The 25460-nt window shown below is 43.7% G+C and carries 16 protein-coding genes and 1 pseudogene; 3 read left to right on the top strand and 14 right to left on the bottom strand.

The genetic code is table 11. From position 1 onward, the window contains the following. Positions 1-39 precede the first annotated feature (39 nt). The 3 genes from ACVC7S_RS05345 to ACVC7S_RS05335 are packed head-to-tail and all read right to left on the bottom strand — an operon-like array spanning position 40 to position 4004. Positions 40-1800: an ABC transporter ATP-binding protein gene (locus tag ACVC7S_RS05345; protein WP_447266440.1), complete on the bottom strand. Its 1761-nt coding sequence runs from the start codon at positions 1798-1800 to the stop codon at positions 40-42. Continuing rightward, positions 1790-3559 carry an ABC transporter ATP-binding protein gene (locus tag ACVC7S_RS05340; protein WP_447266439.1) on the bottom strand — a complete coding sequence of 590 codons (1770 nt, stop codon included), beginning with the start codon at positions 3557-3559 and terminating at the stop codon, positions 1790-1792. The genes ACVC7S_RS05345 and ACVC7S_RS05340 overlap by 11 nt, the downstream gene beginning before the upstream one ends. Continuing rightward, entirely contained in the window at positions 3543-4004 is a 462-nt protein-coding gene (locus tag ACVC7S_RS05335) for a MarR family winged helix-turn-helix transcriptional regulator (protein ID WP_447266438.1), read from the bottom strand. The genes ACVC7S_RS05340 and ACVC7S_RS05335 overlap by 17 nt, the downstream gene beginning before the upstream one ends. A 190-nt stretch (positions 4005-4194) precedes the next feature. Here ACVC7S_RS05335 and ACVC7S_RS05330 point away from each other — a divergent pair, with 190 nt between their 5' ends. Beyond that, a complete protein-coding gene (locus ACVC7S_RS05330) occupies positions 4195-4899 on the top strand; it encodes a CD20-like domain-containing protein (RefSeq protein WP_447266437.1) in 705 nt (234 codons plus the stop codon). Between the two features lie 48 nt (positions 4900-4947). On the opposite strand, the gene ACVC7S_RS05325 is transcribed toward ACVC7S_RS05330, so the two are convergent. Together ACVC7S_RS05325 and ACVC7S_RS05320 are read right to left on the bottom strand one after the other, a co-directional pair. Then, entirely contained in the window at positions 4948-5664 is a 717-nt protein-coding gene (locus ACVC7S_RS05325; protein WP_447266436.1) for a YebC/PmpR family DNA-binding transcriptional regulator, read from the bottom strand. 96 nt (positions 5665-5760) lie between these two features. Next, positions 5761-7131, bottom strand: coding sequence for an MATE family efflux transporter (locus tag ACVC7S_RS05320; protein WP_447266435.1), 1371 nt, complete (start codon positions 7129-7131; stop codon positions 5761-5763). 100 nt (positions 7132-7231) lie between these two features. Here ACVC7S_RS05320 and ACVC7S_RS05315 point away from each other — a divergent pair, with 100 nt between their 5' ends. After that, positions 7232-7786, top strand: a complete 555-nt coding sequence (locus ACVC7S_RS05315) for a GNAT family N-acetyltransferase (RefSeq protein WP_447266434.1) — start codon at positions 7232-7234, stop codon at positions 7784-7786. A 49-nt stretch (positions 7787-7835) separates the two neighbouring features. On the opposite strand, the gene recA is transcribed toward ACVC7S_RS05315, so the two are convergent. From recA to rpoB, 9 genes and pseudogenes are all read right to left on the bottom strand, one after another. Then, entirely contained in the window at positions 7836-8984 is a 1149-nt protein-coding gene (gene recA, locus ACVC7S_RS05310) for a recombinase RecA (protein WP_049536817.1), read from the bottom strand. 54 nt (positions 8985-9038) lie between these two features. Beyond that, the gene (locus ACVC7S_RS05305) at positions 9039-10295 is read right to left on the bottom strand and encodes a competence/damage-inducible protein A (RefSeq protein ID WP_447266433.1); all 1257 of its coding nucleotides are present in this window, start codon (positions 10293-10295) and stop codon (positions 9039-9041) included. 72 nt (positions 10296-10367) lie between these two features. Continuing rightward, a complete protein-coding gene (gene lytR / locus ACVC7S_RS05300) occupies positions 10368-11408 on the bottom strand; it encodes a glycopolymer--peptidoglycan transferase LytR (protein ID WP_049505416.1) in 1041 nt (346 codons plus the stop codon). 4 nt (positions 11409-11412) lie between these two features. Continuing rightward, positions 11413-11934 carry an N-acetyltransferase family protein gene (locus ACVC7S_RS05295; RefSeq protein ID WP_447266432.1) on the bottom strand — a complete coding sequence of 174 codons (522 nt, stop codon included), beginning with the start codon at positions 11932-11934 and terminating at the stop codon, positions 11413-11415. Beyond that, positions 11924-12367, bottom strand: a complete 444-nt coding sequence (gene tsaE / locus ACVC7S_RS05290) for a tRNA (adenosine(37)-N6)-threonylcarbamoyltransferase complex ATPase subunit type 1 TsaE (RefSeq protein WP_447266431.1) — start codon at positions 12365-12367, stop codon at positions 11924-11926. Before tsaE ends, ACVC7S_RS05295 begins: the two co-directional genes overlap by 11 nt. An 83-nt stretch (positions 12368-12450) precedes the next feature. Continuing rightward, positions 12451-13074 (bottom strand): hypothetical protein, encoded by a 624-nt coding sequence (locus ACVC7S_RS05285; RefSeq protein ID WP_447266430.1) that lies wholly within the window; start codon positions 13072-13074, stop codon positions 12451-12453. A 134-nt stretch (positions 13075-13208) separates the two neighbouring features. After that, a pseudogene (gene ndk, locus ACVC7S_RS05280) lies at positions 13209-13627 on the bottom strand (nucleoside-diphosphate kinase). Between the two features lie 110 nt (positions 13628-13737). After that, the gene (gene rpoC / locus ACVC7S_RS05275) at positions 13738-17403 is read right to left on the bottom strand and encodes a DNA-directed RNA polymerase subunit beta' (RefSeq protein WP_255778079.1); all 3666 of its coding nucleotides are present in this window, start codon (positions 17401-17403) and stop codon (positions 13738-13740) included. A 32-nt stretch (positions 17404-17435) separates the two neighbouring features. Next, positions 17436-21047: a DNA-directed RNA polymerase subunit beta gene (gene rpoB, locus ACVC7S_RS05270; protein ID WP_447266429.1), complete on the bottom strand. Its 3612-nt coding sequence runs from the start codon at positions 21045-21047 to the stop codon at positions 17436-17438. Between the two features lie 442 nt (positions 21048-21489). Between rpoB and ACVC7S_RS05265 the strand changes: the two genes are divergently transcribed. Continuing rightward, entirely contained in the window at positions 21490-25248 is a 3759-nt protein-coding gene (locus tag ACVC7S_RS05265; protein WP_447266428.1) for a pullulanase, read from the top strand. Positions 25249-25460 lie beyond the last annotated feature (212 nt).

Raw genomic sequence — 25460 nt, 5'->3', positions numbered from 1 at the left:
TATAGTGCAGAAAAAGAAGGCCGTCAAGCCTTCCGAGGTTTATTCTTCTGCATCATCTTCTGTAAATTGACTATTGTAGAGATCCGCGTAGAAGCCAGCTTGGGCCATCAGGTCATCATGATTCCCTTGCTCGATGATATTTCCATCTTTCATGACCAAGATCAAGTCTGCATTTCGAATGGTTGACAAGCGGTGGGCAATAACAAAGGAAGTTCTCCCTTCCATCAAACGGTCCATGGCTTTTTGGATCAATTCCTCTGTCCGTGTATCAACTGAAGATGTCGCTTCATCCAAAATCAAGAGCGGTGCATCTTTGAGAAGCGCACGAGCAATGGTCAAGAGCTGTTTTTGTCCAACAGACAAAGTCACGGTGTCATCCAAAACAGTATCGTAGCCATCTGGCAAAGTCATGATAAAGTGGTGGATTCCCACAACCTTGCTGGCTTCCATCATTCGTTCATCACTAATCCCTGTTTGATTATAGATGAGATTGTCTCGAATCGTTCCTTCAAAGAGCCAGGTATCCTGCAAGACCATTGAAAAGGCATCATGCACTTCTGAACGCGTCATAGCCTTGGTATCCACACCATCAATGCGAATACTTCCCTTATCAATCTCATAAAATTTCATCAAAAGATTGACAATGGTTGTCTTACCAGCCCCAGTCGGTCCAACAATGGCAACCTTTTGACCAGCGTGAGCTGTCGCAGAGAAGTCATGGATGATGGTGCGTTCTGGTGTGTAGCCAAAGGACACCTGATTAAAGACCACTTCACCTTTCATGTTGGTTAATTGTCTTTCCTTATGAGATTCATCTGCCATTTCCTCTTCATCTAGAAATTCGAAGACACGTCCCATAGCTGCACTAGCCTGTTGAAGACTGGTAATTCCTTGGGCAATTTGAGAAAGGGGTTGAGAAAAGATACGCACGTAAGCCATAAAGGCAACGATAATCCCGATACTGATGTGCCCATTCAATGCTAAGGCTGCACCAACGATAATCACCAAGACGTAGCTAAAGTTTCCAATGAATATCATGATTGGCATCATAATTCCTGAAATAAACTGAGATTTCCAGATACTGTCATATAGGCGATGATTTAATTTCGCAAATTCTTCTTTAGTGCTCTCGATAGCATTGTAACTGGTCACCACATTATGGCCAGAGTACATTTCTTCCACATAGCCATTGACGGCTGCCAAATCCTGTTGCTGACTCTTAAAAAAGCCCTGTGACTTGCCCATAAAGACGGACACGAAAACGAAACCGATAAGAGTTGAGACGACGGTTACCAGTGCCAAAATCCAGTTCATCCCAAACATGGTAATCAAAACAGCAATCAACAAGAAACTAGCTGAAAGAACTGTCCCTAGACTTTGGTTAAGAGACTGAGCTGCTGTATCCACATCATTGGTCACGCGCGAAAGGGTATCCCCTTGAGAATGACGGTCAAAATAGCCTAGAGGCAAGCGATTGATTTTTTCCGCGATAGCCTTCCGCAAACGTTGTGAAAAATGTTGGATGCTCGTTGAAAAGATATAGGCTTGTGTATAGTTAAGGATAATACCAAGCACATAAAGGATAACCAAAAAGCTAGCAATACTTGACACAGCCTCCAGGTCAATTCCAGTCATCAAGCCATCTGAGATTAAGTTGGTGATTTCTTTTATCTTGGTTGGTCCATACACCGTGATGATACTAGAACATACAGCTGCGACAACAGCTACTAGTAGGGGAAGTTGGAGACCTGCTAGAAAAGGTCTACACTGTTTCCATAAGGACATTTTCTTATTTTCCATGTTCCAATTCCTCCTTCGATAGTTGTGAATAGGCAATTTCTTGGTAAACTTCATTGGTAGCTAGAAGTTCCTTGTGGGTGCCTTGTCCTACGACTTTACCTTGATCCAAAACCATGATCAGGTCAGCATCCATGATGGTTGAGATGCGTTGCGCTACGATGAGCTTGGTCATGGATTGTGTTTTTTCAGCAAGTTCTTGGCGCAAGTTCCGGTCTGTCTTGTAGTCCAAGGCTGAGAAGGAATCATCAAAGATGAGAATTTCAGGCTTCCGAGCCAAGGCACGTGCAATGGCCAAACGCTGTCTTTGACCTCCTGAGAAGTTGGTCCCACCTTGGGCCACTTCTGAAGCCAGGCCTGCTTCCTTATCCTCGATAAAGTTCTTAGATTGAGCCAATTCCAAAGCTTGCCACATAGCAGCTTCGCTTAGAGGACTTTCTTGACTCTGACCAAAGTCTAAGTTTCCCTTAACATCTCCAGAAAAGAGCACAGCTTTTTGAGGGATATAGCCGACTTTATTGCGCAAATCTTCCAAGTCGTAATCTTGCACATTGACACCGTCGACTAAGATTTGACCAGCTGAGACATCATAAAAACGAGGCAAGAGATTAACAAGTGTCGATTTCCCAGAACCAGTTGATCCGATAAAGGCTACGGTTTGACCCGCCTCTGCCTTGAAGCTGACATGTTCCACAACTGCTTCTGAGTTTTGAGAGTAGCGGAAGGTTACATCTCGGAATTCCACTTGTCCCTGAACTGAAGGAACTGCCACCTGTGGATGACTAGGATTTCCAATAGAAGGATGCAAGTCCAAAACTTGGTTGATACGTCCTGCCGAAACCAAGGTACGAGGAAGGACGATAAAAAGAGCACCCATGAGCAAGAAGCCCATTACGACTTGCATGGCATAGGACATGAAGACCACCATATCGCTAAAAAGAGGCAGACGTTCTGTCAAGCTAGCATCGTTGATGATATAGGCTCCAATCCAGTAAATAGCTAAACTCAAGCCACTCGAAATCCCCATCATAATGGGATTCATAATGGCCATCAAACGGTTGACAAAGAGATTGAGTCGAGTCACCTCATCATTGGCTTCTTCGAATTTCTTGTCTTGGTAATCCTCAGCATTATAGGCACGAACAACTCGAATCCCTGTCAGACTTTCACGGGTGATGCTATTGAGTTTATCTGTCAACTTCTGGATGACAGATTGTTTTGGAAAGGCCAGAGTCATGAGAACAGTGGTCATCAAAACATTGACGATAACAGCAACCACTACTGCCCAGAGCCAGTATTCAGACTTGCCAAGGATTTTCCCAATAGCCCAGATGGCCATGATTGGCCCACGAGTGACTACCTGGAGTCCCATAGTAAAGAGCATCTGAATCTGAGTGATATCATTGGTTGTTCGAGTCAAGAGACTAGGAATAGAAAAACGTTTGATCTCTGTCTGCGAAAAATCCAAAACACGATGAAAAACATCTCTACGTAGATGAGCCGTATAGGAGGCTGCAACACGAGCCGCAAAAAATCCCACTGTTACGGATGTTAGAAAGGCCAAAAGTGACAAGCCCATCATCTTAAGGGCTGGTGACCAAAGCTCTCCCAACTCCGTACCTGGTGTTCCAAGTAATGCTGTAATTTCTGAAATATAAGTCGGCACTTCTAACTCGAGATAGACCGAGAAACAGGTAAAGAGAACAGTCAGGAGAATCATGCCCCATTCTTTTCCTGTAATACGTTTAGCGAGTTTCTTCATTCTCTCCTCCTATTTTTTCTACATTTGCTTGCAGTTTATCAAGGACTTCTTCAAAGATTGCGAGATTCTCTTCAGAAATGCCTTCAAGTAAACTACGGTCAATTCGATCAAAGAATGATTTGATTTGATTTATTTGAGAGCGTGATTTTTCGGTCAAATGAACAAATTTCGCCCGTTTATCACTTGGACTGGTCTCCAACTCCACCAAACCATTTTGTACCATACGCTTGACCAAATTACTAGCAACAGATTTGGTAATATTGAGTTCCTGCTCGATATCCTTAATCAGGACCAGTTCCTCTTTTTGTTCACAATGATCTAAAAAACGCAGAACCTGCCCTTGCGGTCCACCCATAAATTCAATACCACATCGCTTGGCTTCCTTTTGCACCATGAGGTGAACCTGGTGTCCAAAACGTTTAAAGACTAACATTGGTTTATCCATATCTGCTTCCTCCCAAATAAAAAATAGTTCTCTTGAGAACAATTGAGTTTTCATGAGAACTATTTTATCATTTTCAGAAAAGATGTCAAGAAAAAAGTTTTCATGAGAACTATCCTGGTCAGAATTGACATTAGCAGATATTTTCTCTATAATAAGCACTAACTACTGTGGATTGATATCCATTCACTCGATGAAGGGAGAAAACGTTCAAATGAAACCAGAAGAACAAAAAGTTTTAGGGATTTTGGCAACCATTTTTGGAGCCATCGCACTTTTAGGATCTTGGATCCCATTTATTAACTATCTGTCATTTTTCATCGCCATCGTCGCTTTAATCCTAGGGATTATCGGCCTTATCGTCAACCTCAAAAAACGAAAAACAATGGCCATTATCGGAACAGCTCTATCAATTGCTTCTATTGTCCTTTTCTTTACAAACCAGATACTGTACGCTAATATCTACAAAGATTTTGCCAAGGAATTTAATCGCTCCTACAGAGAGGCCAGTGCCTCAATGGAACGCGAAGAAGAAAGCGACTTGACAGATGATAGCAGTGATTTCATCCCTGAAGAGGAGGAAGAGGATTCCTTCACTTGGACCCAAAAAGAGTTTGACGACTTAATCGAAGGTGACCTTGACAACAAAGGAAAAGGTGGCACCAACTACAAGGATATTATCAAAAAACACGGACTGCCAGACTCCGAGTTTGACTCCACTATTGGGGGTTACAATACGAGAAAAGTCACCTATATCTCCATTGGTGACAAAATTAAGACGGTTACCCTAACTTTTGCAAAAGATGACAATGGGCGACTCTTGCTCGTCCAAAAACATGCAGTCGGTCTAGGTCTAGGAAAAAGCAAGCAACAAAACGATTCTGAAACCAGAGTCTAAGCTCCAATATAAAAAGCGAACAGCTAGTAAGTCTGTTCGCTTTTTATATTAGAATCCATCAACGTTGGTATAGATCTTTTGGACATCTTCGTCGTCTTCAAGGACGCTGTAAAGTTTTTCAAAGGTTTCAAGGTCTTCGCCTGACAATTCCACTTCTGACTGAGGAATCATCTCAAGTTCTGTCACTTGGAATTCTTGGACACCTGACTCACGAAGAGCAACGATTGCCTTGTGAAGGTCAGTTGGAGCTGTGTAAACAGTGATTGTTCCTTCTTCAGCTTCGACATCATCCACATCCACATCTGCTTCAAGCAAGAGTTCAAAGATAGCATCCGCATCTTCACCAGCAAATACGATCACACCCTTGTTGTCAAAGAGGTAAGAAACTGAACCAGAAGCACCCATGTTTCCACCATTCTTACCAAAGGCTGCACGGACATTGGCCGCGGTACGGTTGACGTTTGACGTCAAGGTATCAACGATCAGCATAGAACCATTTGGTCCAAATCCTTCGTAACGTCCTTCTGTAAAGGTTTCGTCTGTGTTTCCTTTTGCTTTATCAATCGCTTTATCGATAACGTGTTTTGGCACTTGGGCTTGTTTAGCACGGTCGATAACGAATTTCAAAGCAGTGTTTGATTCTGGATCCGGATCACCTTTTTTAGCTGCTACATAGATTTCTACACCAAATTTTGCATATACTTTAGAGTTAGCTCCATCTTTAGCCGTTTTCTTGGCTACGATATTGGCCCATTTACGTCCCATTAGGAATCTCCTTTTTTCACATTTTAATCTTTCTTATTATAACACAAGTCCATCTGATTTTCACTAGAGGAAATGGATTTTCTTTCTTAAATCCAGCTAGGATTGTCCTTTAGCTACCAAGATTGCCTTGCCTTCTTTTATCAGGGGATGGCGGAAAAGTGAAAAGTACAGTTGGGTGGTCATGGCAACCCAGATAAGTGGTTCACAGAGGATGACTCCCCTATAGCCCGCCCAAGGGATAATCAAGACCACAAAAACGATTTTGCCGATTAATTCGATAAAACTGGAAACAAGTGGTAAGATTTTTTGCCCCAAGCCCTGCAAGCAATTGCGATAAATCAGCAAAAGGCTCAAAATCGGATAAAAGACTGAACTGATTTGCAGGTAGAGACTACCATTTTCTACCAAGTCAGTATCTGTTGAACTGGCCAAGAAGGAAACCAAGGTCGGACTAGCAAAAAAGAGAAAGATACAGACAAAACCTGCCCAAGACATGCTCAGGCGACTGCCGATTCGAAGACCTTGAACAATGCGGTCTGGTCGTTTCGCACCGAGATTCTGAGAGGCAAAGGTCGTCATGGCAGAAGAAACGGCCGTCATGGGAAGCAGAGCAAAGGCCATAATGCGTCGTGCCGCTGTTTGGGCACTAATAATCACTGCGCCAAAGGTATTGACAGAAGACTGTAAAATCACACTACCAATAGACACAATCGAACTCATCAAGCCCATAGCCAAACCTTGCTCCAAGAGATCCGCGTACAAGCTCTTGTCCCATTTGAAATGTTTAAACTGTGGCAAGAGTTCTGGAACGCTTTTGCGGATATAATAAAAGCAAAGAAGCGCTGACAACCCTTGTGAGATAATGGTAGCAAGTCCCGCAGATTGAACACCCAGTTGCAGTTGCGTAATAAAATAGAGATCGAGAATCACATTGACCAGAGCAGAGAAAATCAGAAAACCAAGCGCAGCCAGACTGTCACCAATAGATCGCAACAAGCCAGCAAAGAGATTATAAGCGAAGCTAACTCCGACACAGGTCACAATCATGGAAATATATTGATAGGATTGGGGAAGGATTTCTGCAGGGGTATCTAAATATTGCAAGAGTGGATATAGACCGACAAAGCCCATCAGCATAACTAAAATACTTAGAAGTCCTCCTAAAATCCAGGTTGCAGCAACCGCTTCTTTGATTTTGGTGAAATTACGAGCCCCATAATAGCGGGCAATGACAATCCCCATGCCATTTCCAACACCAAGCGTAAAGCCTATAATCAAGTCAAAAATGGCCGTTGTTGCTCCTACTGCTGCCAAGGATTCTTGACCAAGAAATCGCCCAACAATCAAGACGTCAGCTGTATTATAAAGCTGTTGAAAGATATTAGACAGCAAGATTGGAAAGGCAAAGCTTAAAAGCGAAGGAAGGATTGGGCCATTGACCAAATCCACTTTTCTTTTCTTATTCATAAACCTATTATATCAGCTTTCTAGAGGAGCGACAAGGATTGCTTGAAATCAATTGCCTACCGAGAGACAATTTGCTATAATCAAGAAAAGGAGGTCATTTATGAGTTTGACCAGTCAATTAATAACCGATGCATTTCCAGATCTTGATAAGGTTGAAAAGCTCAACAATGAAGCCTTCCCCGAGGAAGAACGAGTCCCACTGTCTGAGCTTTTACGCTATCAGGACCGAGATGACGCCCACTTTTTCGCCTTTTATAACCAAGAAGAGTTTGTCGGATTTTCTTTTGCCATCTCCAATCAAAAAGCCTTTTATATCAGCTTTTTTGCCATCATGCCCCACCTGAGAAGCCACGGTTATGGGAAGGAAATCATCGAAAAACTGACTGAGTTTTACCAGCGAACCATGTTGCTGGAAGTTGAGCGATTAGATGAAGACTGCGATAACTTGGAACAAAGGAAGGCTAGAATGGACTTCTATCGGCAAAATGGCTTTAAAACAGCCAACGCTTTCCTTGAGTACGATGATTTGAGTTTTGAAATCCTCTATCGTGGCGATCACTTTGACGAAGAAGCCTATCGTGACATCTTCCAGAAATTGCAAGATGAACATTACTTTGACTTTCATATCGAATACAGACGCTTTAGTGATCATTAGTTCGTTTGAGTTAAATAAAAAAGTAGCAGAAAATCTGCTACTTTTATTTTTATTCTTCAATTTCGATTCCAAGATCATCGCCAAGGTCAAGTGTTACTTCTTGGTTAGAAGTCGTCTCCGCTACTGGACTATGATCAGAAGCTTCTTCATCTTCAATCAACCCATATTGAACACGGACTTGATGGTCAATAGCGTCAAAGATTTCCGGATGATCTGCCAAGTATTTCTTAGCATTTTCAGATCCTTGCCCGATTTTTTCACCCTTATAAGAGTACCAAGCTCCTGCTTTTTGGATGATATCAAGGTCACTTGCAATCTTCAAGAGCTCACCAGTCTTAGAAATCCCTTCTCCATACATGATTTCAACAAAGGCTTCCTTAAATGGTGGAGCCACCTTGTTTTTCACGACCTTGATCTTGGTTTCCTTACCGACATTGGTATCTTTTTGGTCACCAGTTCCCTTGATTTGTGTGCTTCCACGAACATCCAAACGGACTGAAGCGTAGAATTTCAAAGCACGTCCACCAGGTGTTGTTTCTGGATTTCCAAACATGACTCCAACTTTTTCACGCAACTGGTTGATAAAGATGGCAATTGTTTTGGTTTTATTGATAGAAGCTCCGAGTTTACGCATGGCCTGGCTCATCATACGAGCTTGCAAACCAACGTGGCTGTCTCCAATATCCCCATCAATTTCTGCACGAGGTACAAGGGCCGCAACTGAGTCAATAACAACAAGGTCAACTGCACCTGAGTCAATCAATTTCCCTGCAATTTCAAGACCTTGCTCACCTGAGTCTGGTTGTGATAAGAGCAATTCGTCAATATTCACACCAAGGGCTGCTGCATAGGCTGGATCAAGGGCATGTTCCGCGTCGATAAAGGCAGCGATACCGCCTTCTTTTTGAGCTTGCGCAACAGCGTGAAGGGCAACTGTTGTTTTACCAGATGATTCTGGTCCATAGATTTCGATGATACGTCCCTTAGGATAACCACCTGAACCAAGAGCAATGTCTAGAGCCAATGAACCTGAACTCATCACTTGAACTTTTTGCTCTGCTCGCTCCCCCAAACGCATGATTGAGCCTTTACCGAAATCTTTCTCAATCAATTTAAGAGCATCGTTCAAGGCTTTTTCACGATCAGCTCCAAATTTTTTTCCGATTTCATCTAATTTTTTTGTTGGTTTTTTCGCCATTTTGTTCTCCTATATTCTACTGGTCCTTAGACCTATCTTTTATTATACCAAAATTTAGTCACTTAATAAAGCCTTGCGAACTAGGTTAAAGGCATGCATTACCGCAATATGACGAACATCTGCACGGCTCCTTCCTGCGATATTCGCCTTGATAACTTCTGTTCCTTTTGCATGTGCCAAGCCGATAAAGACGGTTCCAGCTGGATGCCCCTCTAGGCTATCTGGTCCTGCCACACCCGTCAAACTAACTCCGTAGTCAGACTGAGTCTTGAGACGTGCCTGCTCTGCCATTTTTCGAGCGGTAAACTCAGAAACGACCCCGTATTCTTTCAGCTCTTGCTCGGAAATATCCAGCATCTTGTACTTTTCCTCTAGGCTGTAGGTGACAAATCCTCCATTAAAGATAGCTGACACACCTGAAAAGTCTGCTAAAGTAGCCTGAAAGAGGCCTGCCGTCAAACTCTCTGCTGCAGTAATGCTTTTCTGTCTCTTCTTTAGCTCTTCTACAACGACACTTGCTAGACTGGTTTCTTCTCCATATCCATAACAGATGTCTCGCAGTGACTGTCCATCGAAAGTTTGGCGATTCAAAATGTGATTCTCCAAGATGTCCAAGGCTTGATCAGCCTTTTCTTGACTGACTGCTTTTGTAGACAAGCGCAAGGTCACTTCTCCCGTTTTGGCATAAGGAGCCAAGGTTGGATCCGTTTGCTGGTCAATCAAGTCCGCCAAAATAGTCACCAACTGACTTTCACCAATCCCAAAGAAACGGAGCACTCGGGAATAGAGCTTAGTACCAGTCATTAACTTGGGTAAGAGCTGATTTAGGACCATGGGTTTCAACTCACTAGGAGGTCCTGGAAGAACCACGTAAGTCACTCCGTCAGCTTCCGACACTCCTCCGACAGCTAAGCCTGTCTCATTTGGCAATGGGGTTGCTCCTTCCACAATTTGAGCTTGCCTCTCATTATTGGGGGTTCGCGCATAGTCAGGTCTATGAGCAAAAAAGTGATCGAGTTTTTCCTGGGCTTGAGGATCAAACACCAAGGCTTTTCCCAAAAATTTTGCCAACGTTTGTTTGGTCAAATCATCTTCAGTTGGCCCCAAGCCTCCTGTCAAAATGACTAAACTGCTACGCAAACTTGCAATTTCTAGCAAGGACATCAGGCGCGCTTCATTATCTCCGACAGCTGTTTGGAAATAAACATCTACTCCAATTTCTGCTAGCTTTTCTGATATGAACTGGGCGTTGGTATTGACAATCTGCCCTGTCAAAATTTCCGTTCCTACAGCAATAATTTCTGCTTTCATTTTTCCTCCTACCTATCTATTCGGATTCTTTTTGAAAAAATCGCAGGAACTTTCCCACGATTTAATCCTTTTTTATTCTGTTTCTTCGCTTGAAGCACTAGTACTTGATGAAGGTGCAGGTCGACCAAATGCCGTCTCGTAAAGAACAACATTGGTTTCCAACTCAGTCACTTCCTCTTTACCTAGTGAACGACGTAAAAGATTTTGCATTTCGAGCATATGTTCTGAGGTGACTATTTGATAAGAAATCCCCTGCAACTCGGCATCTTCTCCACGTAATTGATGCGTTTCGATATTCTTGAAGGAATCTTGATAGCCGAGCAATTGTGGAATGCTCTTGGCTGAAAGATCGACGTTAGTCTGCATATTGTTGCTCAATGCTTTGAGGATGCCTTGATAGTGGCTCACACTATTTAGACTCAAAACCTTCTCTACGATTTTTTGAATAACTTCCCGTTGACGTTTTTGACGACCATAATCTCCTTCTGGATCTTGGTAACGCATCCGTGAATACACCAGCGCTTCCTCTCCATTCAAGGTTTGTTCTCCAACACCAATGGAAATCTTATTAAACTCTTCTTGGTCAGCAATCGAAATCGGGAAACCGAGTGTATTGTTGACGGTGATTCCCCCAACTGCATCCACCAATTGTTGAAGACCTTGCATATTGACCATGACATAGCGGTCTATATGGATATTCATCATCTTTTGAATAGTAGAAATCGCCAGTTCCGCACCGCCATTGGCATAGGCAGCATTGAGTTTGGCTTCCTGAACTTGGCCGTCTCCAAGGTCAATCTTGGTTAAAATATCCCGTTCCAAACTCATCATAGTGGTTTTCTTGGTCTTCGGATTAACGGTCAGGAGAATCATGGAATCACTATTCCCCACCCATGGATCTGTCCGTTCCACATTTCCCGTATCTACCCCCATCAAGAGGATGGTCAGAGGCTCAGTCGCCTCGATAACATTGGTTTCTTCACCAATCTTTTTATAAGTCTTTTCACTCAAGGTTGCTGTTCCTTGTTGGAAAATGGTGTAACCATAAACCGCTACACCTACAACTGTTACTGCTAGAAAGGCTAGCACCATTCCAATTAATTTTTTGATCATCTCGTTATTCATCTATCAGTCTGCCCATAAGGCAAACATCTAAAAATATCCCTTCTGCTAAATAGGCTCCTCTTTCTTGCAAGCCTTCTGTGATAAATCCCATTTTTGAATAGAGGTGGATAGCGGCCTCGTTTCGTTTTTGCACACTTAGTTGTAAGCGACGCAAAACAGCACTCGATTTAGCCCACTCAATGCCTTCTTCTAGAAGTATGGTAGCCAAACCTTGGTTCCAAAATTTCTTTTGAATCGCCAAAAAAACATCACCAATATGCCGAACCCTTACATGCTGATCAGCAGTGATATTCAAAACACCTGCAAGCTCATCATTCAGCAAGGCGAGGAGAGTGATTTGATTTTCTGAAGCAGCTTGTTTTTCGATGAAAAGAGCCATTTCAGACGCAGTCATCCCTATGCCATGTTCATCTAAGCTAGTGAAGTCTGTCTCTCGACCGACTTGATTTAAAAATGCAACCAAAGCTGCGGCATCTGAAATCTCAGCCTCACGAATACACAATTCATACTCCATCCTGAAGCTCCTTAATTAGGTGTTCAGCCCGAGAACCATGAGCTGTAAATTGAAGGCAACGACCCTCGGCTTCTTTCAAAATTTCCAACTCCAAGTAGGAATCTGGTAAATCCTCACCCAAAAGATGCCCCCACTCGATAACAGTCACGCCACCACCAAAGAGAAACTCATCCAAGTCAATAGAATCAGCGTCCCCTTCGATACGGTAAACATCCAAGTGGTAAAGTGGCAAACGCCCTTCGTACTCTCTGACAATGGTATAGGTTGGACTTTTAATCATCTGACGGATATCCAAACCCTTGGCAAGACCTTTTGTAAAGGTTGTTTTACCCGCGCCCAACTCACCCGTCAAGATCAGAACATCGTCTTTTTGCAGGATACGACCTAATCTTTCTCCGAGAGCTAGAAGCTCTTCTTCATTTTTTGTGTGCATGCTACTATTATACCAAAAAGTTTCCTTTTGTGTGAATTTTCTTTACAAACTTACTATAATGATTTTAAAGAATTATCCTCTACTTAAAAGAATAGAAAAATCGCAAAAACAAACAAGATATCTCGAATCAGATGGCTATAAAAGGAAATTTCTCTGTGAAGGCATTTTGGGAAAAGAAAACGTGCGCATAGAAAACCGATACCGACATACAAGAGAATCGAGGCAATTACAAAAGGATTTCTCAGGAAAAGCACAGTAGCTAAAACGGAAATGACGACTGTTTTCTTTTTATTTAGGTAATTTTCTATATCTCGAAAAATTTTATCAAAAGGTAAGAAAATCAATAGATCTACTCCTAGCAAGAAAAAGAAGGAGGGTAAAAAGAGGTCAACCAGTTCCTGCTGCATCTTGCTAGTGGTTTGGATGCTTTCTGAGAGAAGCAGACAAGTTGCCAGAAGATTGACTACTAAAAGGAGGCCATAAATAAGACTCACATTCTTTTGAACATGTAAAATACTATGTCTAGACTGGTCTGCTGTATGGAAATAATTTATCCCAGCGCACAAAACAGAAATTCCTACTATCAAAATCAAAAAATAAGCATTGGTCTGTTTTAAAGATAAAAAGGATTCTTTCCATAATAGACAACTACTATAACTAATCTGGATGACTGCAATCAGTAACAATAGGCGAATTGATTTTACCATTTCTTTTCCCTCCCTATATGGGATTATACCTTATGAGGAGTTTGAAATGATTGTTTCCGCCTCAAGTGTCCATTTTTTGTGCTCAACTGACCAAAAAACAGTTCTGTTGTACACAGAACTGTTTTTTTACCAGTCTAATCCTTAAACCAGAGAGCAATTTCACGTTTTGCAGAAGCTTCCGAATCGGAGCCGTGAACTACATTTTGAATGGCTTGATTTTCTCCTGCAGCCTTGGCAAAATCTCCTCGGATAGTTCCTGGCAGAGCTTCTTCTGGACGAGTAGCCCCCATCATGGTCCGCCAAGTTTCAATCACTTTCGGACCTGATAGAATGCCCACCACTACTGGTCCTGAAGTCATAAACTGACGGATAGGAGGATAAAAACTTTTTTCAACCAAGTCTTGATAGTGTTGGTCAATCAAAGCTTCTGAAACTGCTGAACGTAACTCTAATTTTTCGAGTTTGAAACCTCGTTGTTCCATTCTTTGCAGAATTTCGCCAACCAGCCCTCTTTTCACACATCTGGCTTAATGATAAAGAATGTTTGTTCCATATGGACACCTCCTTGGCATTTTAGTTCTTCTATTCTACCATACTTTATGAAAAAGTGGGAAAATTTTCTGAAATAAAGCAAAGAGAACCCAAAGGTTCTCTTGTTTGCTTTTATTCTACTGTTTCTTCAACTTGGATTTCCACAACTTCCTCTACAGGAGCAAGTTCTGCCTCTTCTTGTTCTGGAGCCAGATATTCTGCTTCATTGATAGCTTGTGGTTCAAGGTTACGGTAGCGAGCCATACCAGTACCAGCTGGGATGATCTTACCGATGATAACATTTTCTTTAAGTCCAAGGAGATGATCTTTCTTACCACGGATGGCCGCATCTGTAAGGACACGAGTTGTTTCCTGGAAGGAAGCCGCTGACAAGAAACTATTGGTTTCAAGTGAGGCTTTGGTGATTCCCATAAGAACTGGGCGACCAGTCGCTGGAACTCCACCTGCGATAAGAACATCCTTGTTGGCATCTGTAAAGTCATTGATATCCATAAGGGTACCCATGAGGAGGTCTGTGTCACCTGGATCCATGACACGAACTTTACGGATCATTTGACGAACCATTACCTCGATGTGCTTGTCACCGATTTCTACCCCTTGGCTACGGTAAACTTTTTGTACTTCACCGAGAAGGTAGGTTTCAACTGACAAGACATCACGAACGGCAAGGAGGCGTTTCGGTTGGATAGAACCTTCTGTAAGAGCTGCACCGCGAGAGACTTGGTCTCCAACTTCGACACGCATACGTGCTGTAAATGGCACCACGTATTCGCCTTCGCCAGTTTCACCCTTAACAAAGACTTTCTTAGTACGAGTTGAAGCATCTTCTTCGATGGCTGTAACCTCACCCTTGACTTCAGTGATAACCGCTTCCCCTTTTGGATTGCGGGCTTCAAAGATTTCTTGGACACGAGGAAGCCCCTGAGTGATATCGGTATTTGAGGCAACCCCACCCGTGTGGAAGGTACGCATGGTAAGCTGTGTACCAGGTTCCCCGATAGATTGGGCAGCGATTGTACCAACTGCTTCACCAACTTCAACCGCATCACCAGTCGCCAAGTTGATACCGTAACAGTGACGGCAGACACCATGACGAGTGTTACATGTAAATACGGAACGGATAGTGACTTCTTCCACACCAGCATTGACAATTTCACGCGCCTTGTCTTCTGTAATCAACTCATTTGGACCAATGATCACTGCGCCAGTTTCTGGGTGTTTAACAGTTTTCTTAGTGTAACGACCATTGAGACGCTCTTCGAGAGACTCGATCATCTCTTTTCCTTCTGCGATAGAGCGGATCAAGAGACCACGGTCTGTTCCACAGTCGTCCTCACGGATGATCACGTCTTGGGCAACGTCAACCAAACGACGAGTCAAGTAACCTGAGTCGGCTGTCTTAAGGGCCGTATCGGTCATACCCTTACGGGCACCGTGAGTTGAGAAGAACATTTCGAGTACTGACAAGCCTTCGCGGAAGTTTGAAAGGATTGGCAATTCCATGATACGTCCGTTCGGAGCAGCCATCAAACCACGCATACCGGCAAGCTGTGAGAAGTTTGAGATGTTACCACGAGCTCCAGAGTCCATCATCATAACGATTGGGTTCTTCGGATCTTGGTTGGCAACCAAACGTTTCTCCAATTTTTCACGAGCCGCACGCCATTCAGCGGTAACTGCATTGTAGCGTTCGTCATCTGTGATCATACCACGACGGAATTGTTTTGTGATTTGTTCTACACGTTTGTGTGATTCTTCGATAATCTCAGCCTTGTCTTCAACCACTGGAATGTCAGCGATCCCCACTGTCAATCCTGCAAGAGTTGAGTGGTGGTATCCGAGGTTCTTCATGCGGTCAAGTAGGGCAGAAGTTTCTGTCGTACGGAAACGTTTGAAGATTTCAGCGATGATATTTCCAAGATTTTTCTTCTTAAATGGAGGGTTGAGTTCAAGATTGCGAATGGCTTCCTTGATATCTCCACCTAGTGGCAAGAAGTACTTAGCTGGAACACCTTCTGTTAAGTTAGCATTTGTTGGTTCTTGCAAGTAAGGTAGACCCTCTGGCATGATATCATTGAAAAGGATTTTACCAACCGTTGTCAGCAAGACCTTGTGTTTTTGCTCTTCTGTCCATGGTTTGTTGAGGCTATCTGTTGCAATACCAACACGTGAGTGGAGGTGAACATAGCCATTGCGGTAAGCCATAACAGCTTCGTCACGGTCTTTGAAGACCATTCCTTCACCTTCACGACCAGCTTCTTCCATGGTCAAGTAGTAGTTACCCAAAACCATGTCCTGAGATGGAGTAACAACTGGTTTACCATCTTTGGGGTTCAAGATATGCTCAGCAGCCAACATCAAGATACGAGCTTCTGCTTGGGCTTCTTCTGAAAGTGGTACGTGGATGGCCATTTGGTCCCCGTCAAAGTCGGCATTGTAGGCTTCACAGACAAGTGGGTGCAAGCGAAGGGCCTTACCATCAATCAAGACTGGCTCGAAGGCTTGGATACCCAAACGGTGAAGGGTCGGTGCGCGGTTCAAAAGCACTGGGTGTTCTTTGATTACTTCTTCAAGGATATCCCAGATGCGTTCATCTCCACGTTCCACCAAGCGTTTCGCTGCTTTGACGTTTTGCACGATGTCACGAGCGACAATTTCACGCATGACAAATGGTTTAAAGAGCTCGATCGCCATTTCACGCGGCACACCACATTGGTACATCTTAAGAGTTGGACCAACGGCGATAACGGAACGTCCTGAGAAGTCAACACGTTTACCGAGCAAGTTTTGACGGAAGCGTCCTTGTTTACCTTTGAGCATGTGGCTCAATGATTTGAGTGGACGGCTACCTGGTCCTGTAATCGGACGACCACGACGACCATTGTCAATCAAAGCATCAACCGCTTCTTGAAGCATACGCTTCTCATTTTGAACGATGATACCTGGTGCATTCAACTCAAGCAAACGAGCCAAACGGTTGTTACGGTTGATAACACGGCGGTAAAGGTCGTTCAAGTCAGATGAGGCAAAACGCCCACCATCCAACTGCAACATTGGACGAAGGTCTGGTGGGATGACTGGAAGGATGTTGAGAATCATCCATTCAGGTTTGTTTCCAGACTTGTAAAAGGCATCCAAGACATCCAAACGACGGATGGCTTTGACACGTTTTTGTCCAGTAGCTGTTTTCAACTCTTCTTTGAGTTCAGCAATTTCTTTTTCAAGATCTACTTGTTTCAAGAGGTCTTGGATGGCTTCGGCACCCATCTTGGCAACGAATGATCCATAACCATACTCACGCAAGCGTTCACGGTATTCACGCTCTGTCATGATAGACTTGTGCTCAAGTGGTGTATCCTTCGGATCAATCACCACATAAGCCGCAAAGTAGATAACTTCCTCGAGGGCACGAGGACTCATATCAAGGGTCAAGCCCATACGGCTTGGAATCCCCTTGAAGTACCAGATGTGAGATACAGGAGCTTTCAACTCGATGTGCCCCATACGCTCACGACGAACTTTCGTACGCGTTACTTCAACACCACAGCGGTCACAAACAATCCCTCTGTAACGAATGCGTTTGTACTTGCCACAAGCACATTCCCAGTCTTTTGTAGGACCAAAGATGACTTCGTCAAAGAGTCCTTCACGTTCTGGTTTCAAGGTACGGTAATTGATTGTTTCAGGTTTTTTGACTTCTCCATAAGACCATGAACGGACTTTGCTTGGAGAAGCTAGGGTGATTTGCATACTTTTAAAACGATTTACATCAACCACTATTTCTTCCCTTTCTATTCTAAGTGAACTGCTTATTCTTGTTCAGCAGCTTCTTCTGTTGCTTCCGCTTTTGTTGCTTTTTCAGCTTCTTCAGCTTCAAAGGCTGCTTTAGCCTCTTGGGCTGCTTTTTCGCGGGCTTTTTCAAGGTCATCTACGTGGATGACATCTTCGTCCATTCCTTCATCCAAGTCGCGAAGTTCCACTTCTTGGTCATCTTCGTCAAGAACACGCATGTCAAGACCAAGAGATTGCAATTCTTTGACAAGAACTCGGAAGGATTCTGGAACACCTGGTTTTGGAATTGGTTTTCCTTTTGTAATAGCTTCATAAGCTTTCAAACGTCCGTTGATATCGTCAGACTTGTAAGTCAAGATTTCTTGAAGGACATTTGACGCACCATAGGCTTCAAGAGCCCAAACTTCCATCTCACCGAAACGTTGTCCACCAAACTGAGCTTTACCCCCGAGTGGTTGTTGGGTAACGGTTGAGTATGGTCCGACTGAACGAGCGTGCAATTTGTCATCAACCATGTGGTGGAGTTTGATCATGTACATGACACCAACTGATACACGGTTGTCAAACGGCTCTCCTGTACGTCCATCGTAAAGGATTGTTTTGGCATCGCTATCCATACCTGCTTCTTTAACAGTGTCCCAAAGGTCTTCCGAACTTGCTCCGTCAAAGACTGGTGTTGCGATATGGATACCAAGAGTACGGGCTGCCATACCAAGGTGGAGTTCCATAACCTGACCGATATTCATACGTGATGGCACCCCAAGTGGGTTCAACATGATATCGACTGGGGTTCCGTCTGGAAGGTAAGGCATGTCTTCTACAGGAACGATACGAGAGACAACCCCTTTGTTTCCGTGACGTCCGGCCATCTTATCTCCGACCTTGATCTTACGTTTTTGAGCGATGTAGACACGAACTAGCATATTCACGCCGGATTGCAATTCATCACCGTTTGCACGTGTAAAGATCTTAACATCACGAACGACACCATCGGCACCGTGAGGTACACGGAGAGAGGTGTCACGCACTTCACGAGACTTGTCTCCAAAGATAGCGTGCAAGAGACGTTCTTCAGCTGAGAGGTCTTTCTCACCCTTAGGTGTGACTTTACCTACAAGGATGTCCCCTTCTTTAACCTCAGCACCGATACGGATGATACCCATTTCGTCGAGATCTTTAAGGGCATCTTCACCAACGTTTGGAATTTCACGAGTAATTTCTTCAGGCCCAAGCTTTGTATCGCGGGTTTCTGATTCGTATTCTTCAAGGTGGACAGATGTGTAGACATCGTCTTTGACCAAGCGTTCGCTCATGATAACGGCATCCTCGAAGTTGTAACCTTCCCATGTCATGTAGGCAACGATTGGGTTTTGTCCAAGCGCCATTTCCCCTTTTTCCATAGAAGGTCCATCAGCGATAAAGTCGCCTTTTTCAACAATATCGCCGACTTTTACGAGAGTACGTTGGTTGTAAGCAGTACCTGAGTTTGAACGACGGAATTTTTGGATGTGGTAAACATCAAGTGAGTTATCTTCACGACGAACTTCTACCTTGTCAGCATCTGCGTAAGTAACTTTACCACCATGCTGAGCAATCACAGCTGCACCTGAGTCATGAGCTGCTTGGTATTCCATACCAGTACCAACGTAAGGCGCTTTTGGATCAATCAATGGCACAGCCTGACGTTGCATGTTGGCACCCATGAGGGCACGGTTGGAGTCATCGTTTTCCAAGAAAGGAATACATGCAGTCGCAACGGCAACTACCTGTTTTGGTGACACGTCCATGTAGTCAACCACTTCTGCTGGATACTCTTGGTTGACCCCTTGGTGACGTCCCATGACAACCTTTTCAGCAAAAGTACCATCTTCGTTGAGGCGAGAGTTGGCCTGTGCTACAGTAAATTCATCTTCTTCATCGGCTGTCAACCAAACGATCTCGTTGGTAACAACACCTGTTTCACGGTCAACCTTACGGTATGGTGTTTGAACAAAACCATACTTGTTCAAGTGTCCGTAAGATGACAAGTTGTTAATCAAACCGATGTTAGGTCCTTCAGGTGTCTCGATTGGACACATACGACCATAGTGAGTGTAATGCACGTCACGTACTTCATATCCAGCACGGTCACGTGTCAAACCACCAGGTCCTAAAGCTGACAAACGACGTTTGTGAGACAACTCAGAAAGCGGGTTGTGTTGGTCCATGAACTGTGACAACTGTGATGAACCAAAGAATTCTTTGACCGCAGCTGTTACAGGACGGATATTAATGATTTGTTGCGGTGTCAAAACTTCATTGTCCTGAACAGACATACGCTCACGAACATTACGTTCCATACGAGAAAGCCCAAGACGTACTTGGTTGGCAAGCAATTCACCAACTGCACGGATACGACGGTTTCCAAGGTGGTCGATATCATCCACACGTCCAATACCTTCCGCCAAGTTGAGGAAGTAGCTCATCTCTGCAAGGATATCCGCAGGAGTTACAACACGAACCTTGTCGTCAGGGTTAGCATTTCCGATGATGGTTACAACACGGTCTGGATCCGTTGGCGCAACAACCTTGAATTTTTGAAGCACAACTGGTTCTGTCAAAACAGCTGCATCGTTTGGAATATAAACAATCTTGTTCAAGTCGCCATCCAAGTGACTCTCGATGCTTTCAATCACGCTACGAGTCATAACGGTACCAGCTTCTACCAAGATTTCACCAGTTTCAGGATCTACCAATGGCTCAGCAATAGTTTGGTTGAGCAAGCGTGTTTTGATGTTGAGTTTTTTATTGATCTTGTAACGACCAACGGCTGCCAAATCGTAGCGACGTGGGTCGAAGAAACGTGCCACAAGCAAGCTACGTGAGCTTTCAGCAGTTTTAGGCTCACCTGGACGAAGGCGTTCGTAGATTTCTTTCAAGGCTTCGTCTGTACGAGAATCCATTGGATTCTTGTGGATATCTTTTTCAACGGTATTGCGAACCAATTCGCTATCACCAAAGATGTCAAAAATTTCATCATCACCAGAGAAACCAAGCGCACGAACCAAGGTCGTAAACGGAATTTTACGGGTACGGTCAATACGAGTGTAGGCGATGTCTTTAGAGTCACTTTCCAGTTCCAACCAAGCTCCACGGTTAGGGATAACAGTTGATCCGTAACCCACTTTGCCGTTCTTGTCTACTTTGTCATTAAAGTAAACACCTGGTGAGCGGACCAACTGAGAAACGATAATACGTTCACCACCATTGATGATGAAAGTACCCATTTCGGTCATGATTGGGAAATCACCAAAGAAGACTTCTTGGGTCTTGATTTCGCCTGTTTCTTTATTGATCAAGCGGAAGGTTACAAAAATTGGTGCTGAGTAGCTAGCATCGTGGATACGAGCTTCTTCGAGCGTGTATTTTGGTTCCTTGATTTCATAGCCAACAAATTCCAACTCCATTGTGTCTGTGAAGTTTGAAATTGGCAATACATCTTCAAATACTTCCTTAAGACCGTGATCTAGGAAATCTTTGAATGAATCCGTTTGAATTTCAATCAAATTTGGTAAGTCAAGAACTTCTTTGATTCTTGAAAAACTACGACGGGTACGATGTTTCCCGTATTGAACGTCATGTCCTGCCAAGATGATTCTCCTTTGTAAATAAATTCCAAGCCTTGTCAATCAGGCTTTTCTAATCGTCATATGGTTTTTAAAACCCCTATCACCGTGTCCCTTTGATGAATTTTCAGAATCTTTAAATCTTTGTTACAAGCACTCAAAAACCTGAAAAAAAGCACAAAAAGAGCAGCTAAATCCGACTTTTTCAGGAGATTTAACTGCTGTGAGTCCTGTCTGGACAATATTTCAGACAAAACCTACGACAAATGATTATTCTTATTATACCTTATTGGCCAAGATTTTTCAAGGTTTTTTTACCATTTTTCAAACAATCTTTTCCTATAAAATGCTTTAACTTTTCAAAAGAATGAAGCATAAAATTTTCTTTCAAAAACTAGGAAAACGCTTGCATAAATGTTTACCTCATGCTATACTGATAGGGAATAACTACACAAGGAGAATTGTGATGAAAAAGATTCCATCTCAAACTGAGAAAAAAATGGTTTACGGTATTCGTTCCTTGAAAAATGGAACAGGCTCTGTCCTTATCGGTGCCAGCATTGTCCTACTTTCTGCTGCAATGCCAACCATTTCGGCTAACGAAAACCTTCCTCAAGCTCAGGAAAATACCAGCGCTGTGACCAAGGCCCCTACTGAGACTGAAACGAGTCAAACTCAAAAGGAAACGCCTATTTCTGAACAAAAGAATGCAAACGCTTCCCTTGACACTAAAAAGGACGCCCCAGCAACTGACGCTGTTCTAGCATCTGAAACACCTAAAAAAGAAGCTCCAGCTGTGGAAACTACTACAGCGCCAGAAACACCTAAAACAGAAGACGCTAGCACAAACCAGGCTAACAGCAAGGAAGAGAAAGTAGACGCCAACACTTCGACGCAAACTTCAGGCCAAAAACCACAAGCTGACACGTCTTCTGAAGAACCCATCGCAGATAACTACTTCCGCATCCATGTGAAAAAACTCCCTGAGGAAAACAAGGATTCCCAAGGTCTTTGGACTTGGGACGATGTTGAAAAACCTTCTGAAAACTGGCCCAATGGAGCCAAGTCCTTCAAGGATGCCAAGAAAGATGACTACGGCTATTATCTCGATGTCAAACTCAAAAATGAGCAAGCCAAGAAAGTCAGCTTCCTCATCAACAATACTAAAGGGGATAACCTGACAGGGGACCGTTCGGTAGAGCGCCTCTCTCCAAAAATGAACGAGGCCTGGCTAGATGAAAACTACAAGGTATACAACTACCGTCCTCAGCCAGCGGGAACAGTCCGTGTCAACTACTACCGTACTGACGGAAACTATGACAAGAAATCACTCTGGTATTGGGGCGATGTCAAGAATCCAAGTAGCGGAGAATGGCCTGACGGGATAGACTTCACTGCAACTGGAAAATATGGCCGTTACATTGATATCCCACTCAATGAAGCTGCAAGAGAATTTGGATTCTTATTACTAGACGAAAGCAAGAAAGGCGATGATGTGAAAATCAGAAAAGAAGATTATAAATTCACAGATCTAAAAAATCACAGTCAGATTTTCCTCAAGGATGATGACGAAACCATCTACACTAATCCCTACTACGTGCACGATATCCGCATGACTGGTGCTCAACACGTAGCTAAATCTCGTATCGAAAGCAGCTTTTCTACCCTAGTCGGAGCCAAGAAAGAAGACATTCTTAAACACTCCAGCATCACTGATCATAAAGGGAATAAAGTAGCCATCACCGATATCGAGGTTGATGAAGCAGGTAAAAAAGTGACCTACATCGGAGACTTCTCTGATACCCAACACCCTTACACTGTCAGCTACGATTCAGACCGCTTTACGACACGTTCAAACTGGCGCCTCAAAGATGAGACCTACAGTTACGACGGTCCACTCGGTGCAACCCTAAAAGAAGATGGCAAGCGTGTTGACCTCACCCTCTGGTCTCCAAGTGCTGATAAGGTTTCTGTCGTTGTCTACGACAAGAAAGATCCTGAAAAGGTAGTCGGAACTGTCGCCCTTGAAAAAGGAGAAAAAGGAACCTGGAAACAAACTCTGGATGCAAACTCGGGCCTCGGTATCAGCAACTACACTGGCTACTACTACCACTACCAAATCGAGCGCCAAGGTAAAACCGTTCTCGTTCTTGATCCTTATGCCAAATCACTAGCAGCCTGGAACAGCGACCTTGCAAAAACAGATGCCGCTCATAAGGTCGCTAAAGCTGCCTTTGTGGACCCAGCCAAACTAGGTCCGCAAGACTTGACCTACGGGAAGATTCGCAACTTCAAATCGCGTGAAGATGCCGTTATCTACGAAGCTCATGTTCGTGACTTCACTTCGGATCCTGCCATCGCAAAAGACTTGACCAAGCCATTTGGTACCTCTGAAGCCTTTATCGAAAAACTGGACTATCTCAAAGACTTGGGTGTGACCCACATCCAGCTCCTTCCAGTCTTGTCTTACTACTTTGTCAATGAATTGAAGAACCATGAACGTTTGTCTGCTTATGCTTCAAGTAACAGTAACTACAACTGGGGATATGACCCTCAAAACTACTTCTCCTTGACTGGTATGTACTCAAGCGATCCTAAGGATCCAGAAAAACGTATTGCTGAATTCAAGAACCTCATCAACGAAATCCACAAACGTGGTATGGGGGCCATCTTGGACGTGGTCTACAACCATACTGCCAATGTTGATATTTTTGAGGATATTGAGCCAAACTACTATCACTTTATGGATGCTGATGGAACTCCACGTACTAGCTTTGGTGGCGGTCGTTTGGGAACTACCCACTACATGTCTAAACGTGTCTTGGTAGACTCTATCAAGTATCTGGTTGAAACCTACAAAGTAGATGGTTTCCGTTTCGATATGATGGGTGACCACGATGCGGCTTCAATCGAAGAAGCTTACAAGGCTGCACGCGCCCTCAATCCAAATCTGATCATGCTAGGCGAAGGTTGGAGAACCTATGCTGGAGACGAAAACATGCCTACAAAAGCTGCTGACCAAGATTGGATGAAACATACCGATACTGTCGCTGTCTTTTCAGATGATATCCGTAACAACCTCAAGTCTGGTTATCCAAACGAAGGCCAACCTGCCTTTATCACAGGTGGCAAACGAGATATCAATACCATCTTTAAAAATCTCATTGCCCAACCAACTAACTTTGAAGCAGACAGTCCTGGAGATGTTATCCAGTATATCGCAGCCCATGATAACTTGACCCTCTTTGACATCATCGCTCAGTCTATCAAAAAAGACCCAAGCAAGGCTGAAAACTACGCTGAGATCCATCGTCGTTTGCGACTTGGAAACCTCATGGTCTTGACTGCTCAAGGAACTCCGTTTATCCACTCTGGGCAGGAATATGGACGTACCAAACAATTCCTTGATCCAGCCTATAAGACTCCTGTTCCTGAAGATAAGGTTCCAAACAAGTCTCACTTGTTGCGCGACAAGGACGGCAAGCCATTTGTCTATCCTTACTTTATCCATGACTCTTACGACTCTAGTGATGCTGTCAACAAGTTTGATTGGACCAAGGCAACAGATGGTAAAGCCTTCCCTGAAAATGTCAAGAGCCGTAACTATATGAAAGGTTTGATCGCCCTTCGTCAATCGACAGACGCCTTCCGACTCAAGAGTCTGCAAGATATCAAAGAGCGCGTCCACCTCATTACTGTTCCAGGACAAAATGGCGTTGAAAAAGAAGATGTGACCATCGGCTACCAAATCACTGCTCCAAACGGTGATATCTACGCAGTCTTTGTTAATGCAGATGATAAGGCTCGCGAATTCAACTTGGGGACTGCCTTTGCTCACTTGAGAAAAGCCGAAGTCCTCGCTGATGAAAATCAAGCCGGACCAGTAGGAATCGCTAAACCTCAAGGTCTCGAATGGACTGAAAAAGGCTTGAAATTGAACGCTCTCACTGCCGTTGTTCTCCGCTTATCTCAAGGTGGTGCCATCGTTGCCCCAGCTGTGGAAGAAAAACCAGAATTTAATCTTTCTAGCTTGGAAACCCAACAAGACCAAGCCCAAAACCTAGTAGCAAATCCTGACTCTCAAGAAACTGCTACAGAGGCTCTTGCTCAGAAAGTCCTTCCAAACACAGGTACTGAGAGCAAATCCCTTCTTGCCCTTGCTGGATTCAGCATCCTTGCCCTTCTCGGACTTGGATGGTTGATAAAAAACAAGAAAGAGAACTGATACTCAATGAAAATCAAAGAGTAAACTATAAAGCTAGCCACAGGCTGCTTAAAGCACAGCTTTGAGGTTGTAGATAAGGCGAAGTTGACCTAGTTTGAAGAGATTTTCAAAGAATATAACCTAGCCCTCCTATAGAGAAAACACCCCATGGTCAGAAGAATCTTCTAGTCATGGGGTGTTGTTTTTTATATTTATCAATCTTTACCCAGCAT

This window comes from Streptococcus sp. Z556 (assembly GCF_053010225.1).
Note: the sequence above shows the minus strand (reverse complement) of the source record. Positions and strands in the feature narration are given on the sequence as shown.

Excerpts from the sequence above, each read along its gene's own strand:
- lytR (WP_049505416.1), bottom strand. The coding sequence starts at position 11,408 with ATGATCAAAAAATTAATTGGAATGGTGCTAGCCTTTCTAGCAGTAACA.
- ACVC7S_RS05340 (WP_447266439.1), bottom strand. The coding sequence starts at position 3,559 with ATGAAGAAACTCGCTAAACGTATTACAGGAAAAGAATGGGGCATGATT.
- ACVC7S_RS05330 (WP_447266437.1), top strand. The coding sequence starts at position 4,195 with ATGAAGGGAGAAAACGTTCAAATGAAACCAGAAGAACAAAAAGTTTTA.
- ACVC7S_RS05335 (WP_447266438.1), bottom strand. The coding sequence starts at position 4,004 with ATGGATAAACCAATGTTAGTCTTTAAACGTTTTGGACACCAGGTTCAC.
- ACVC7S_RS05285 (WP_447266430.1), bottom strand. The coding sequence starts at position 13,074 with ATGGTAAAATCAATTCGCCTATTGTTACTGATTGCAGTCATCCAGATT.
- recA (WP_049536817.1), bottom strand. The coding sequence starts at position 8,984 with ATGGCGAAAAAACCAACAAAAAAATTAGATGAAATCGGAAAAAAATTT.
- ACVC7S_RS05315 (WP_447266434.1), top strand. The coding sequence starts at position 7,232 with ATGAGTTTGACCAGTCAATTAATAACCGATGCATTTCCAGATCTTGAT.
- ACVC7S_RS05345 (WP_447266440.1), bottom strand. The coding sequence starts at position 1,800 with ATGGAAAATAAGAAAATGTCCTTATGGAAACAGTGTAGACCTTTTCTA.
- ACVC7S_RS05325 (WP_447266436.1), bottom strand. The coding sequence starts at position 5,664 with ATGGGACGTAAATGGGCCAATATCGTAGCCAAGAAAACGGCTAAAGAT.
- tsaE (WP_447266431.1), bottom strand. The coding sequence starts at position 12,367 with ATGCACACAAAAAATGAAGAAGAGCTTCTAGCTCTCGGAGAAAGATTA.
- ACVC7S_RS05305 (WP_447266433.1), bottom strand. The coding sequence starts at position 10,295 with ATGAAAGCAGAAATTATTGCTGTAGGAACGGAAATTTTGACAGGGCAG.
- ACVC7S_RS05320 (WP_447266435.1), bottom strand. The coding sequence starts at position 7,131 with ATGAATAAGAAAAGAAAAGTGGATTTGGTCAATGGCCCAATCCTTCCT.
- ACVC7S_RS05295 (WP_447266432.1), bottom strand. The coding sequence starts at position 11,934 with ATGGAGTATGAATTGTGTATTCGTGAGGCTGAGATTTCAGATGCCGCA.
- ACVC7S_RS05265 (WP_447266428.1), top strand. The coding sequence starts at position 21,490 with ATGAAAAAGATTCCATCTCAAACTGAGAAAAAAATGGTTTACGGTATT.